Source organism: Pseudomonas sp. MF6755, from assembly GCF_016405635.1.
GTDB classification, from domain to species: Bacteria; Pseudomonadota; Gammaproteobacteria; order Pseudomonadales; family Pseudomonadaceae; genus Aquipseudomonas; species Aquipseudomonas haemolytica.
Genome location: NZ_JAEKDA010000006.1, coordinates 192,820 through 207,014 on the forward strand (window position 1 = coordinate 192,820; position 14,195 = coordinate 207,014).

Consider the following 14,195-nt stretch of genomic DNA (forward strand, 5'->3'; position numbering starts at 1 on the left):
AAAAAGTGGGAGGGGGCTTGCTCCCGATAGAGGCGGATCAGTCAATGCATGCGTTGACTGTCACACCGCTATCGGGAGCAAGCCCCCTCCCACATTGAGTCACTCGTGCAGGTTAGCGAACACCGTCCTGGCGCAGGGCCGCCGGGGTGAAATCGCTGGTGGTGGCGGTGAAGCCGAAGTCATAAGCCTGCTTCTCTTCGTTCTTCATGCCCAGGGCCAGGTAGCGGCCGGACTGCAGGTCGTAGAGGGTTTCCACGGCGTACCACGGCACTTGCTTGTCGTAGTAGTTCTCGGCATGGGCTTCGGCGACGCGCCACAGTTGGCCACGGCCGTCGTAGTGGTCGATCACCGCGGCTTGCCAGGTGTCTTCGTCGATGAAGAAGTCACGCTTGGCGTAGATGTGGCGCTGGCCCTCCTTCAAGGTGGCGACTACGTGCCAGACACGGCGCAATTCATAGCGCGCCAGATCCTGGTTGATGTGGCCAGCCTTGATGATGTCGGCGTACTTGAGCTTGGGATCGTCGAGCTTGTAGCTGTTGGAGGCGATGTAGATTTCTTTCTTGCCCTCCAGCTTCCAGTCGTAGCGATCCGGCGCACCGTTGTACATGTCGAGGTTGTCGGAAGTGCGCAGGCCATCGGCGGCAGTACCCGGCCCGTCATAGGACACTTGCGGCGCCCGGCGCACGCGGCGCTGGCCGGCGTTGTAGACCCACGCCGAACGCGGTTCCTTCACCTGGTCCAGGGTTTCGTGCACCAGCAGTACACCACCGGCCAGGCGTGCCGGCGCGGTGACTTGCTGCTTGAAGTAGAACAGCACGTTGCCTGGGTTTTTCGGGTCGAAGTCCTTCATTTTGTCGCGGAACACGAACTGGTCGCGGAAGTACACCAGGCTATAGGAGCCGTTGGTTTGCGGTGTGGCCTGGGTGACCAGGCGAGTCACGCTGCCGCCGCGATAACGGGTGATGTGGTTCCAGATGACTTCGACGCCGCTCTTGGGAATCGGAAACGGTACGGCGGTCTCGAAGTTTTCCAGGCCGTTGCCGCCGGACACCAGGTTGGTGGTGGTGGCATTCTTCTTGATCGAGGCAAACACATCAGCCGGCACGGTGGCACCGCGATGTGTCGGGTAGACCGGCATCTTGAAGCTGTCCGGGTAGCGCTTGAACATCGCGTACTGCCCCGGGGCCAGCTTGTCTTTGTACTGCTCGACGTTCTGCGCGGTGATGGTGAACTGCGGTTGTTCGCTGGCATACGGGTTGGCCAGGAAGCCACGGGCATCCACCGCGCCGGCGTTGGTCGGCATTGGCGACCATTTAGGGATGGTACCGGCCGCGTTGCCGGCCATCTCGGCGCCCATCGGAGTCAGGGTCGTGCCGAGCTTGGCGGCTTCATCCGCCGAGACTGCCGCCATGACGTTGCTCGCCAGGATCGACAGCCCAAGCACACCCACGTGCAACAGACTTTTAGTTATTTTCATACTCTGGTCTTCCTGAATACATACCACTTGAAAAGAGTGTGCTTAGAAGTTGGCGCCGAAGCTCAACGCGACGAAGTCGCGGTCATCCACGGTGCTGAACTTGCCACCAAAGAAGTTGGTGTAGGCCAGGCTCGCGGTGTAGGTGTTCTGGTATTCGGCATCCAGGCCCAGGCTGACGGCCTTGCGACCTTCTTCAAAGTTGCCGCCAGGGCCTGGCGAGTACCCCTTGACGTCATGGGACCAGGCCACGTTGGGCTTGAGGTTGACGCCAGCGAACACGTCCGGGTATTCCCAGATGGCACGGGCGCGGTAGCCCCAGGACGTTGCGGTGGTGTAGCCGTCGTTATTGCAGTTGGTGTTCAGGCCGGCAGCGTTGGGCAGGCCCGCGCCGGTAGCGGTCGAATTGTTAAGCGCGTTGCAGAAGCCACCCGGCAAGGTGCCTGGGCCGAACACTGGATCTCGGCCATAACGCGCCTGGGATTTGCTTTCCAGCCCACCCACATGGGTCACGCCAATTTCACCCACGGTAGTCAGGCGGCTAGCGCCCATGACTTGGTCGAAGAAGTGCGTGAAGGTGGTCTGGAACTGGGTTACTTCCTTGCGGTTGTAGCCATGCAGGTCCTGGCCCGGCGAACCTTTGAGCACAGAAGCATTACCATAGCCCGGGATCGGCGTCACACCGGCGAACAGGATGTCGGTGGTGCTCAACTGCACCGGAGCATTCGGCCGGTAGCTCAATTCACCACTCCAGGCAGTGCCGGTAGGCAGCGTGGTGGAGAAGCTCAACCCATAGAGGCGGATATCTTCCGGGTACTCGACGAAGTAGTTCGAACTGCCGGCTACGATCAGCGGACGCAAGGCGGCCAGCGGCCCCAGCGGACGGGTATAGGCCGAAGATGGGGCACCCTGCGCACTGAAGATCGGCGCACGGCTGTGGTAGTTCATGAAGTAAGCGCCGAACTCGGTATCCAGCGGCTCGAAGTTGTAGTGCATGGCCACGCCGAACTGGCCACTGTCCCGTGCATCACGGTCCGGCCCACGCCGCACCAGTACACCTTCGCTGTTAACGTCCACACCCAGGGCATTCAGGGTCGGCAGTGCCGCACCAGGAATGGTCGAGCGCTTGTTCAATACGCGCAGGTTATTGCTGCAACCATCGGAGATCACGTCCGGCTGCGAGAAGAAGGTGCCGCAGTTATCGGTAACCGTCTGGTCCCACTCCAGCTGATAAAACGCCTCGGCCGACAGGTTGTCGGTGAGCGTCTGGGACACATAGAACATGTTGACCGGAATCAAGCCTTCCTTGATCTCGGCGCCCGGACGACGGAACGCCGACACGTCGATCGGATTGATGGAGTTGATGCCGCCGCCGATGAAGGTACTTTCACCCCAGCTCACCACTTGCTTACCAAAACGCACGGAGCCCGGCGCATCGGCGATCGAGTAGTTGTGGTAGATGAACGCATCGAGGATCTGCCCGCCCGAAGACTTGGCGCCCTCTTTGCGGTTGTTGTCGCTGATGTCCTTGAACGGACGGCTTTCGTCCTTGAGCTCAAAGTCATACCAGTACTTGCCACGCACAAACACGCCGGTGTCGCCGTACTTCAGTTCCAGGTCGTGGATGCCCTTGAAGATCTTCGAGAACGTCTCGCCGCGCTTGAAGTTCAGATGACCGTCATCGGAAGTCTGGGACAGGCCCTTGCCTCCGTTGTTGGCACCGATCAAGTCGCGGTTGGGCTTGGCCGTGGACCAGCTGGCCCCGACGGAGAGCGACGAGTCAAAACTCCCTTCGATCTCGCCAATGTTGAAACTGACGCCGAATGCGGGCCCGGCGAGCGTAGAAGCGAGACTGACGGCCAGGGGCAGTCTTGCCCGGCGCCAGAACTGGTTTACTGAGGTCATCGACGCTACTCCATGTGCATTTTATTGTTATGGCAGTGAGTTCTGCGGCTGGATGCATGTAACGGCCGGAATACAACGATTCCAATGCCGCACGACAACCGGGCCCCCATGGCCCGAAGCACAACATCCTTGAAAAACTCTGAAGGGGACTATAGCCAGCGGGGGGTATCGCTTGATCCCTCTAAAGTGTGATTTGCATCACCAACCCGTCTGCCACGACCCTTTCGCCACACCGACGAAGGCCGGCGCGAGAAGGATGGCTGAAATTCGGCAAACCACAAGTAGAGCCGCAAGATAGAGCATTGCCGCGCCCGAACGGGCGCGGCGAGGGGCATTAGAGTGTGGACAGGAAGGTGCTGTTGTTGGCCTGCCATTCGATGATGTCGATGCGGATACGTTTTTTGTCGAGTTTTCCTACACTGGTCTTGGGAATTTCAGTAACAACGGCGATCTGGCTTGGGATCGCCCACTTGCTCAAATGTCCCTGTTCAACGAAAGGCTTGAGGTGTTCCTTGAGCTCCCGCGCACCGATTGCGTGCCCCTCATGCACCACCAGCAAGGCGAACGGGCGCTCGCCCCATTGCGGGTCAGCAATGCCCACCACCGCGACTTCGCGGACCGCCGGGTGGCGGCTGACCAGGTCTTCCAGGGCCAGGGACGAGATCCATTCCCCCCCGGTCTTGATCACATCCTTGATGCGGTCGCGGATATCGATCACGCCGAACGCATCCAGCGTGGCCACGTCACCGGTGTGCAACCAGCCACCATCCCACAGCTCGGCGCCCTTCTGAGGCTCGTTGTAATACCCCTCGGTAAGCCAAGGTGCACGCAGTACCAACTCGCCTTGGGATTCGCCATCGGCGGGTAGGAAATTGCCGTCCATGTCCATGATCGCCGCCTCCACCAACGGCCCAGGCACGCCGGCCTTGATGCGATAGGTGGTGCGTTCATCTTCGCTGCCGGCCATCAGCTCTTCATTGAGATGCGCACAGGACACCAACGGCCCGGTTTCGGACATGCCGTACGCGGCGGTCAGTTGAATGCCACGGGCCTTGGCCGCTTCGTACAGCGAGCGGTTAAGCGCGCTACCGCCGATAACGATTTTCCAACCGCCAAAATCCACACCCTGGGCAGCCTTGGCGTTGAGCACCATTTGCAGGATGGTCGGCACACAGTGGGAGAAGGTGACCTTCTCCTTGCGCCACAGCTCCACCAGGTATTCGGGGTCGTAGCGGCCGGGGTAGACCTGCTTCAAGCCGAGCATGGTCGCCACATACGGCAGGCCCCAGGCGTGTACGTGGAACATCGGCGTGATCGGCATGTACACATCGTTGGTGCCCAGCAGGCGCACGCTGTCGACACTGCCCATGATCATCGCCACGCCAATGGAGTGCAGCACCAGTTGACGATGGGTGAAATACACCCCCTTGGGGTTGCCGGTGGTGCCGGTGGTATAGAACGTGGTGGCGACGGAATTTTCGTCGAAATCCTCGAAGTCGTACTTGGGGCTGGCGGCAGCCAGCAGGGTTTCGTACTCACCGACCAGGTTGGGTAGCTCGGCAGTCTTGGTGTCACCATCGGTAATCAACAACGTCTTGTCGACCGTGGTCAGTTGCCCGGCAATTGCCTGGTAGAGCCCCAGGAACTCACTGTTGACCAGCACAAAGCGGTCTTCGGCGTGGTTCATGGTGTAGAGAATCTGTTCCGGCGACAGGCGCACGTTGATGGTGTGGATCACCGCACCGATCATCGGGATGGCGAACATACACTCCAGGTAACGGTGGCTGTCCCAGTCCATCACGGCCACGGTGTCACCGGCCTTGACCCCGGCGGCGGTCAACACATTGGCCAGGCGCGCGACGCGCTCGATCAGCGTCGGGTAGGTGTAGCGCAGCTTGTCGCGGTAGACGATTTCCCGGGTCTTCTCGTAGCGCGTCCCGGACATCAGCAGGCGTTTGATCAACAGCGGGTATTGGTACGCACCTTCGGCGGGCGGGATAACACGGGTCTGCAACATAAGAATCCCTTTAATGACTGCACGGTCTTGGCTTGAAGACCTGCACTGTAGAGGGCTTATGTTTCAGCCAAATCAGCCAAAGGAATGATTTGCAGGGCCCAGCAAATGCTAGCTTTGCGCCAGTATCTTCGGCTCATGGAAATCTAATGTGGGAGGGGGCTTGCTCCCGATTGCGGTGGATCAGCTGATGAATACTTGGCTGAAACACCGCAATCGGGAGCAAGCCCCCTCCCACATTTGGACCGTACCCACTTAAGTTGGAAGCGTTACTTCATGCTGGTGAACGCCAACTTCACCCCAATCGCAATCAGCACCGCGCCCATGGTCCGATCAAACCAGTGCCCCATCCGCGCAAACCCGGCGCGTACACGCTGCTGGCTGAACAGCATGGCCACCATGCAGAACCACAACGCCGTCGCCACCGCCAGGTACACGCCATAACCCGCCTGTACCGCCAGCGGTGTGTGCGGGTTGATCACCACGGTGAACAGCGACAGGAAGAACAGCGTAGCCTTGGGGTTCAACCCGTTGGTCACAAAGCCTGCGGTAAATGCACCGCGTGGCGTGCGCTCGCCGGCTTCACGGTGCAACTCGCCCTCGGCGACAGGCTTGGCCGGCTGGGCGCGCAGGGCTTTGAAGCCGATATACAACAGGTAGGCCGCCGCCGCCCATTTCAATGCGTTGAACAGCACGATGGACTGGGACACGATCAAGCCGATACCCAGCAACGAATAACCTACATGCACGAAAATCGCCGTGCCGACGCCCAGGGCCGTCCAGGTCCCGGCGCGACGACCGTGGGTCACACTTTCACGCACCACCACGGCGAAATCCGGGCCGGGGCTGGCCACCGCCAACAAGTGAATCAAGGCTACGGTCAAAAACTCGGCGACGTACATGCTCACTCCATTAAGTAACTGATTATTTCATCTGATAGGCTCGGCAGATTACGCCTTCGAACCTCGTCGCAAAAGGTACAGTTGATCATGAACAATCGCCGCGCCGTCTTCCTTGACCATCCCTCCCTGGACCTGGGAGACCTCGACCTCAGCGGTTTGCGAGCATGCTTCAGCGACCTGCAGTTGTTTGAGCAGACCACGCCGCAAAATGTGGTGGAACGCTTGCAAGGCGCCCACGTCGCGATCAGCAACAAAATCCCGCTAACGGCTCAAACCCTGGCGGCCTGCCCGGAGCTCAAGCTGATCCTGGTATCAGCCACCGGCACCAACAATATCGACCTCGAAGCCGCACGCGCCCATGGCATTACCGTCAGCAACTGCCAGGGTTATGGCACGCCGTCGGTGGCGCAGCATACGATCATGCTGTTGCTCAACCTGGCGACGCGCCTGAACGACTACCAGCGGGATGTAGCCGCTGGCAAATGGCAACAGGCCAAACAGTTCTGCCTTCTGGACCACCCGATTGTCGAGCTGGAGGGCAAAACCCTCGGCCTGCTCGGCCATGGTGAACTGGGCAGTGCCGTGGCGCGCCTGGCCGAAGCCTTCGGCATGCGCGTGATGCTGGGCGCGATACCCGGGCGCCCTGCCCGCGCCGACCGCGTGCCACTGGATGAGTTGCTCGCCCAGGTCGATGCGCTGACCCTGCATTGCCCACTCAACGAACACACCCGCGACTTTATCGGTGCCCGCGAATTGGCGCTGCTCAAGCCCGGCGCGTTTATCGTCAACACCGCACGCGGCGGCTTGATCAATGAACAGGCATTGGCCCACGCGCTACGCAACGGTCATCTGGGCGGCGCGGCGACCGACGTGTTGAGTGTCGAACCGCCAGTAAATGGCAATCCGCTGCTGGCCGATGACATTCCACGCTTGATCGTCACGCCTCACAACGCCTGGGGCAGTCGCGAAGCACGGCAGCGCATCGTCGGCCAACTGACGGAAAACGCCCGGGGCTTTTTCAGCGGCGCCCCGCTGCGCGTTGTGAGTTGATAAACTGCGCCCCTTTTCAAGGAGCAGACCATGGATCCGCGCAGTGAAGTACTGCTTCGTCAGGCCGAACTTTTTCAAGGCAACCTGCTGCTCGTAGGTTTGCCCGCCGACGATTTGCTCGGGCGCCTGCCCAACGCCCACGGCTGGTGCTGGCATGCCGGCGACCAGGCGGCGCTTGATGCGCGTTTCCCCGAGCGCAGCCAGTTTGGCGTGAATGTGCCTGACCGCGCGTTCGATGCGGCAGTCATCTTCCTGCCCAAGTCCAAGGACCTCACCGACTACCTGCTCAACGCCGTGGCGGCACGCCTGCCGGGTGCCGAGCTGTTTCTGGTGGGCGAGAAAAAAGGCGGTATCGAAAGCGCGGCCAAGCAAATGATCCCCTTCGGCAAGCCACGCAAGCTGGATAACGCGCGGCATTGCCAGCTGTGGCAGGTCACCGTGGCCAACGCCCCGCAAGCGGTGGAGCTGGAGAGCCTGGCGCAGGTCTTTGATGTACCGCTGGCCGAAGGCCCGCTGAAGGTGGTGAGCTTGCCGGGTGTGTTCAGCCACGGGCGCCTGGACCGCGGCACCGAGCTGCTGCTGGAGCATCTGGACAAGCTGCCCAGCGGGCATTTGCTCGACTTCGGTTGCGGCGCCGGCGTACTCGGCGCGGCGGTCAAGCGTCGCTACCCGCATAACACGGTGACCCTGCTGGATGTGGATGCGTTCGCCGCCGCAAGCAGCCGCCTGACCCTGGCTGCCAATGGCCTGGAAGCCGAGGTGCTGACCGGTGATGGCATTGACGCGGCGCCTATGGGTTTGAACGCGATCTTGAGCAACCCGCCGTTCCATGTCGGCGTGCATACCGATTATTTCGCCACGGAAAACTTGCTGCGAAAAGCGGCGAAACACCTGGCAAAAGGCGGCGAACTTCGCTTAGTGGCCAACAGCTTCCTCAAGTATCAGCCGCTGATCGAAGAGCATCTGGGCATCTGTGCGATCAAGGCCGAAGGCAATGGCTTTCGTATCTACCGTGCCAAGCGCCCCTGACGGGCGTTTGAAAAAGAAGGCTTGCCGAATGGGTTTTGCCTAGGCAGAATCCGCTCCGTCCTAGGGGAGTAGTCTCCCACGAGCGTCACGCTCGTCCGGCATACGTCAACATACTTGGTCAGCAGACCATGGCGTATGCGACCCAGGAGTCCGCACAGACGGACCGGGGTTTGACAAGACCTATGACACGCACACCTTACCCGGGGCGGGAAGGCTGTACGTGTCATAGCCGTGTCGACCCGCCCCTGGAAACTACCTGATGCTGGATTCATTACTCGTTCCTACCGCAATCGTTGCCTTGGCCGAAATCGGCGACAAGACGCAACTGCTCGCGCTCATCCTTGCCGCACGCTTTCGCAAACCCTGGCCGATTATCGCCGGTATCGTTGCCGCGACCCTGGCCAACCATGCGGCTGCCGGTGCCGTAGGGGCCTGGTTTGGGAGTTTCTTCTCGGACGCGGTGCTGCACTGGATCCTCGCCGCAAGCTTCTGCGCCACGGCGCTGTGGACTCTGGTACCGGACAAACTCGATGATGACGAAGCCAGTACCACCCGTAAGTTCGGGCCTTTCCTGACCACCTTGATCGCGTTCTTCCTCGCCGAAATCGGTGACAAGACCCAGATCGCCACGGTGATGCTGGCGGCGCAATACCCGGAACTGTGGCTGGTGATTATCGGCACCACCCTGGGCATGTTGATTGCCAACGTGCCGGTGGTTCTGGCGGGGAATTTCGCGGCGGAGAAACTGCCGCTGACTTTGATTCGTCGATTGGCCGCTACGGCGTTTTTCGTTCTGGCGATTGTGGCGGTGTACAAAGCCATGCAAAGCAGTGGCTGGATCTAAGACTGTAACCCAATCTATTGTGGGAGGGGGCTTGCTCCCGATAGCGATAGATCAGTCAGTAAATCTGTGGCTGATTAACCGCTATCGGGAGCAAGCCCCCTCCCACATTGGTTTTTTTCACAAGATCAGGATTTTTTGGCCTGTTGGTACAGCGGCATCACCTTTGGAATGGCCGCCTGCAACGAAGCGATGCGGCTGTCGGAAGCCGGGTGGGTGCTCATGAATTCCGGCGGTGCGCCTTCGGATGCCTTGGCCATCTTGTTCCACAGGGTGATCGCCGCGTTCGGGTTGTAGCCGGCGCGGGCCGAGAGTTCCAGGCCGATCAGGTCCGCTTCGTTTTCGTTGCTGCGGCTGTTGGGCAAGGTCATGCCGTAGTTAGCCACTGTGTCAGCCAATGCCAGGCTGTCCTGACCAAGCCCGAATATCGCACCGGCGCCCTGCTTGGCCATTTCGATGCCGTAGGCCTTGGACATGGCTTCACGCCCGTGTTCGCGCAAGGCGTGAGCGATTTCATGGCCCATTACCGCGGCCAACTCGTCATCGGTGAGCTTGAGGTTATCGATCAAGGCGCTGTACACGAAGATCTTGCCGCCAGGCCCGCAGTTGGCGTTCATCTCGTCGCTCTTGATCAGGTTTACTTCCCACTTCCACTGCGCCGCATCCGGTCGGAAGGTCGGCGCCTGGGCAATCAGACGCTTGGCGATGGCCTGCACGCGCTTGGCGTTGGCACTGGTCTTGTCCACCATGCCCTTGCTGCTGGCTTCACCCAGGGTCTGCTGGTAGGACTGGGCATACATCTGGTCGACTTCCTGGCTCGACAGCATGCTGAACATGTACTGCTTGCGCTCTACCCCAACGGCGCCACCGCTGGTGGTATTAACCGACTGACAACCCGCCAGCAGCATTGCCGCAACCAAACCGCTTACCACCAATGACTTCTTCATGAACACGCTCCCTGAACACATGGCGCGTATCGTAGGCGGTCGTTTGTATCAGCGCCAGATACACCAGACATTTAACAGCTGAATTTCGGATACATCCCACAGCGCGAAAGGCCCGGTTGGCATCGGCTCACGCTGGGGTCAGGCACTCCGGCCCATTGAGCTTCGGGTCGTTGACCATATTGGCCAGCACGCGCTCGCGCAACGCCGCGGGTTCGCCGGCCAGCAGGCCCTGCAACACGTGCAGCGGCGTCTCGGGGTCGAGCCAGGCTGCCTGCCCTGCCGCATCCAGGATCAACGGCCGCCGCTGACTTTGCGCCGCCTGGGTGATCACTGCAGTACTCAGCCACACTTGCTCCTGCACCGGATACGCTTCCCAGATAGCGGCAAAAAACAACGTGGAGCCCTCCCCAGGTGTCAACCAGTACGGGCGCTTGCGCTGGGTACCGCGCCATTCGTAGAAACCGTTGGCGGGTAGCAGGCAGCGGCGCTGGCGGAACGCCTCGCGGAACATCGGTTGCTCGGCCAGGGTTTCGGCGCGGGCGTGGGCCGGAGTGCGGGAAAGGTCTGTGAGCCAGGGCGGCGTGAGACCCCAACGCGCACGGGCCAGGGTGAGCTGGCCTTCGCTCAGGCGCTGGATCAGCACTGAATCATTGGGGGAGATGTTCCACTGGGCCTGCTGGTCGGCGGGGAAGCCGGGCAAGGCAGCAAAGGCAGGGTTCCAGCGAAACAGGGCATAACGTCCACACATGGGGCAACACGACTCTTGGGTAAACCAACCGACAGCCTAACAGACCAATACGTCGGGGAAGCTGTCAGGTTCATCGCCAGGCAACGGTTGCGCGCCGATATAGGCCGTGATCAGCTCGCGGGCGCTGGCAGCCTGGTCGTTGTCGACTTCCAGCCCGAGCAAGCCGAAGATCGGCAGCTCGCCGGTACCACCGAGCAAATGGCGGCCGACCAAGTGCGCTTCGATGCCCTCACTGGCAAGCATCTGTTGCAGCAGCTCGCCTTCCATCAGGTTTTCCGGTTCGTAGATTCGCTGCATGGGCGCGTACCTTTTTATTTGTTCTCGCTACGCATTATTCGTTTTCGCTGCGGGTTTCAAGCATCCACTCGTCGCCATGGACTTGCAGGTCGAATGTGATCGGCCGGCAACACACTTGGCAGTCTTCTATATAGGTCTGGTCACCACCAGACAAATCCACCGTTGTCTCGACCGCTTCGCCACAATAAGGACAATCGTACAGCGCAGTTTCCAGCATCGCAGTCTCCAAGGTGACTTGTGCGTATAATCGCCGGTCTATTTACAGGGCTATTTCCGGCTGAGCCAGTTTACTCACGCCGCTCCTGCTATTCCCTTTACTTACCCTAGCCGTTTCTAACAAGAGAGCATGATGGGCGAATTCGATACCATCCGACCTTACAACGACAGCGAAGTCCCGGCAGTGCTGGCGCGTCTGTTCAGTGACAAGGCCTTTCTGGACATCCTGACTCACTTCCGCTTCCCGCGCTTTGCCGGCGCCCTGGGCTGGTTGCTCAAGCCGATGATCGCGCGCAAATTGCGCCGCGAGTTTGCCGGCGTCACCACCGTGGCCACGCTGCAAGACAAAGTCGAGTATTACGTCGACCACACCATTGACCGGGCGACCGACGGCGTGACCTATACCGGCGTCGAGCAACTGAAATCCGGCACCGCCTATCTGTTCTTGGCCAACCATCGCGACATCGTGATGGACCCTGCCTTCGTCAACTATGCCGTGTATCACGCCGGCCTGCCGACGCCACGCATTGCCATCGGCGACAACCTGCTGCAAAAGCCGTTTGTCAGCGACCTGATGCGCCTGAACAAGAGCTTCATCGTGCACCGTTCGATCACCGGGCGGAAGGAGAAGATGGCGGCCTATAACCTGTTGTCGGCCTACATCAACCATTCGATCCGCAACGACTGCCAGTCGATCTGGATTGCCCAGGCTGAAGGCCGGGCCAAGGACGGCGATGATCGCACCGAATCGGCGATCCTCAAGATGTTCCACGTCAGCCGCAAGGACGAGCCGTTTGCCGAGGTGATCCAGTCGTTGAACCTGACGCCGGTGTCCATCAGCTACGAGTACGACCCCTGCGACGCCGCCAAGGCCCGCGAGCTGTTCATCCGCGCCACCACCGGCACCTACGCCAAGGCGCCGGGCGAGGACGATGTGAGCATTGCCCTGGGGATCACCGGCTACAAGGGCCGGGTGCACGTGAACTTCGCACCGCCGATCACCGAGCGCTTCGAAGATACCAAGCTGCTGGCGGTGGAAATGGATCGGCAGATCCTAGGCGGTTACCGCTTATTCCCGGTGCATTACCTGGCGTATGCGCAGTGGAGTGATGCCGACCCGCAGTTGCAAGTGCCAAAGGCCGCGGATGTATTCCCGGCCGATGAGCTGGCCAAGGCGAAAGCCGAATGGGAACGGCGCTTGAATGAATGCCCGGCGGAGCACCGGCCTTTTCTGGTGGTGCAGTATGCGACGCCGGTACGTAATCAGTATCGGGTGAAGGCCGGAATCCCCCTGTAAACACCGATAAAAATGTGGGAGGGGGCTTGCTCCCGATAGCGGTGGGTCAGCTACAGATTAGCTGACTGGCACACTGCAATCGGGAGCAAGCCCCCTCCCACATTTGCTTGGTGGTGTCATTAAAAGTGGGTGCTGAGCCAGGAGACGGCCAGGGCTAGGCCAAGGCAGGCGAACCCGACGCGGTAAGCCAGACGTTGCGACCGCTCGGTGCGCACATCCAGAAACAACATCGGCTGGTCGATTGCGCGATCTTCGCTTTGGGCGGTCAGATCAGCGAGCGCTCGCTGTTCGAGCAAGCGGGTAATGAACAGCAGCGCTGCCCCCAAGCAGGCAACCAACAGGGCAACAGCATTGATGAACAGTGCGGGCAGCGCCATCGCAAACCTCGGCGGATCAGTGTTCGGGTATCAGTCCAGATACAAAGCTGAACGATAGTCGCCTCCTGCGCCTTTGATACTCCCTTCCCCTTAACGGCTAATGTATCGAGTAATTTACAGCGTCACCTGAACGTCACCTTAACAAGCCACTCTGTTGCCCTTCGACGCTTGAGGAGCTTGTCATGTTGCATGCGCAAAACCAGGATCGGCTGTATCTGATTGCCCAAAGCGATGAGCAAGAGGCACTGATCGGCGGCCTCGCATTCAATGTTCAGGACCGCCACTGGCTGGTGTATTGCGCCCTCGGCGGGCACCAGCATGCCGACCTGCCGGAGCTGGATGGGCTCACTGGCGTGAGTGTGCTGGACTTTTATGTCGATACGGCGGCATGACCAAACCACAGGCATAAAAAAACCGGGCTCAGCGATGAGCCCGGTTTTTTGTGAACAGCTTATTGCGAACTGAGCAATTGGCCGATGCTTGGATCCTTGAACAGACGGGTCAGGGCATCACTGAGCACGTCGCTGACCAGCTTGGTGTTGGTTTCCTGGTTGGGCGACATACCGAAGCGCTGGTTGAGCGAGGCAGCGTAGCGGCCACTGTAGCGACGGGTACCGGCGCTGACGTCGGACTTGAAGGTCGCACCAATGGAAGCTTCAGTCACATACAGCCCCTCTTTGGGCGACTGATATTTCAGTTCGGCCAGGGTCACGGTCAGTTGCGGCACGCCTGGGGAATTGGTCGGGGTAAAGCCCAGCAAGCGCACGGCGGCTTCAGCCTGGGCCTGCAACTTGGGCAGCACATCCTGGCCGGTCACCGAAATCAGTGCAGTCTCCGGATACAGGCCGCCACGCGAACCCAGGGTCGGCGACGGACGACCGTCCACCACCCGTACCGACACCGGCTGGCCATGGCCTACGGCGGCCAACGGCGCACTGACTTTAGGTTGCGGGCTGAGTTGTTGCGGGCTGTTGGCGCAGCCAACCAGGGTCAAACTGGTCACAGTGATCAAACCGAACAACAGGCGTTGCAACATACTCATTTCTCCAGGACTAGGTGCAGACAGGTCGCCAGTATAACGGTGCACGCGCGCCACTC

General features: G+C 60.2%; 15 protein-coding genes and 1 riboswitch. Of the genes, 5 read left to right on the forward strand and 10 right to left on the reverse strand.

The annotated features are described in order from the left end of the window. Positions 1-112: 112 nt before the first annotated feature. The 4 genes from JFT66_RS09645 to JFT66_RS09660 form a co-directional block, all read right to left on the reverse strand. On the reverse strand, positions 113-1,477 hold the full coding sequence (locus tag JFT66_RS09645) for a DUF1329 domain-containing protein (RefSeq protein ID WP_034118150.1): 1,365 nt from the start codon (positions 1,475-1,477) through the stop codon (positions 113-115). Between the two features lie 42 nt (positions 1,478-1,519). Beyond that, positions 1,520-3,379, reverse strand: a complete 1,860-nt coding sequence (locus JFT66_RS09650) for a DUF1302 domain-containing protein (RefSeq protein WP_153870202.1) — start codon at positions 3,377-3,379, stop codon at positions 1,520-1,522. Positions 3,380-3,713: 334 nt separating this feature from the next. Continuing rightward, positions 3,714-5,396, reverse strand: coding sequence for a fatty acid--CoA ligase (locus JFT66_RS09655; RefSeq protein ID WP_198859180.1), 1,683 nt, complete (start codon positions 5,394-5,396; stop codon positions 3,714-3,716). A gap of 266 nt (positions 5,397-5,662) precedes the next feature. Beyond that, positions 5,663-6,295: a LysE family translocator gene (locus tag JFT66_RS09660; protein ID WP_153870201.1), complete on the reverse strand. Its 633-nt coding sequence runs from the start codon at positions 6,293-6,295 to the stop codon at positions 5,663-5,665. Positions 6,296-6,382: 87 nt separating this feature from the next. On the opposite strand from JFT66_RS09660, the gene JFT66_RS09665 reads away from it, so the two are divergent. The 3 genes from JFT66_RS09665 (at position 6,383) to JFT66_RS09675 (ending at position 9,218) form a co-directional block, all read left to right on the forward strand. Beyond that, the gene (locus JFT66_RS09665; RefSeq protein WP_233097054.1) at positions 6,383-7,345 is read left to right on the forward strand and encodes a 2-hydroxyacid dehydrogenase; all 963 of its coding nucleotides are present in this window, start codon (positions 6,383-6,385) and stop codon (positions 7,343-7,345) included. A 30-nt stretch (positions 7,346-7,375) separates the two neighbouring features. Continuing rightward, on the forward strand, positions 7,376-8,374 hold the full coding sequence (locus JFT66_RS09670) for a class I SAM-dependent methyltransferase (protein WP_034118146.1): 999 nt from the start codon (positions 7,376-7,378) through the stop codon (positions 8,372-8,374). 50 nt (positions 8,375-8,424) lie between these two features. Beyond that, positions 8,425-8,546, forward strand: a riboswitch (yybP-ykoY riboswitch). Between the two features lie 87 nt (positions 8,547-8,633). Next, a complete protein-coding gene (locus tag JFT66_RS09675; protein ID WP_005784895.1) occupies positions 8,634-9,218 on the forward strand; it encodes a TMEM165/GDT1 family protein in 585 nt (194 codons plus the stop codon). A 125-nt stretch (positions 9,219-9,343) separates the two neighbouring features. Here the strand turns inward: JFT66_RS09675 and JFT66_RS09680 are convergent, their stop codons facing one another. The 4 genes from JFT66_RS09680 to JFT66_RS09695 form a co-directional block, all read right to left on the reverse strand. Beyond that, a complete protein-coding gene (locus tag JFT66_RS09680; protein WP_198859181.1) occupies positions 9,344-10,162 on the reverse strand; it encodes a M48 family metallopeptidase in 819 nt (272 codons plus the stop codon). Between the two features lie 127 nt (positions 10,163-10,289). Beyond that, positions 10,290-10,910 carry an SOS response-associated peptidase gene (locus JFT66_RS09685; RefSeq protein WP_198859182.1) on the reverse strand — a complete coding sequence of 207 codons (621 nt, stop codon included), beginning with the start codon at positions 10,908-10,910 and terminating at the stop codon, positions 10,290-10,292. Positions 10,911-10,946: 36 nt separating this feature from the next. Then, on the reverse strand, positions 10,947-11,207 hold the full coding sequence (locus tag JFT66_RS09690; RefSeq protein ID WP_003188624.1) for a putative signal transducing protein: 261 nt from the start codon (positions 11,205-11,207) through the stop codon (positions 10,947-10,949). A 34-nt stretch (positions 11,208-11,241) separates the two neighbouring features. Further along, entirely contained in the window at positions 11,242-11,424 is a 183-nt protein-coding gene (locus JFT66_RS09695; protein WP_034118142.1) for a CPXCG motif-containing cysteine-rich protein, read from the reverse strand. Positions 11,425-11,556: 132 nt separating this feature from the next. Between JFT66_RS09695 and JFT66_RS09700 the strand changes: the two genes are divergently transcribed. After that, a complete protein-coding gene (locus JFT66_RS09700; RefSeq protein ID WP_198859183.1) occupies positions 11,557-12,720 on the forward strand; it encodes a 1-acyl-sn-glycerol-3-phosphate acyltransferase in 1,164 nt (387 codons plus the stop codon). 119 nt (positions 12,721-12,839) lie between these two features. Here JFT66_RS09700 and JFT66_RS09705 read toward each other — a convergent pair whose 3' ends face one another. Next, on the reverse strand, positions 12,840-13,097 hold the full coding sequence (locus JFT66_RS09705) for a hypothetical protein (RefSeq protein ID WP_034118139.1): 258 nt from the start codon (positions 13,095-13,097) through the stop codon (positions 12,840-12,842). Between the two features lie 182 nt (positions 13,098-13,279). Between JFT66_RS09705 and JFT66_RS09710 the strand changes: the two genes are divergently transcribed. Next, a complete protein-coding gene (locus JFT66_RS09710) occupies positions 13,280-13,489 on the forward strand; it encodes a hypothetical protein (RefSeq protein WP_034118138.1) in 210 nt (69 codons plus the stop codon). Between the two features lie 59 nt (positions 13,490-13,548). Here the strand turns inward: JFT66_RS09710 and JFT66_RS09715 are convergent, their stop codons facing one another. Further along, entirely contained in the window at positions 13,549-14,133 is a 585-nt protein-coding gene (locus JFT66_RS09715) for a YajG family lipoprotein (RefSeq protein WP_034118137.1), read from the reverse strand. Positions 14,134-14,195: the final 62 nt, after the last annotated feature.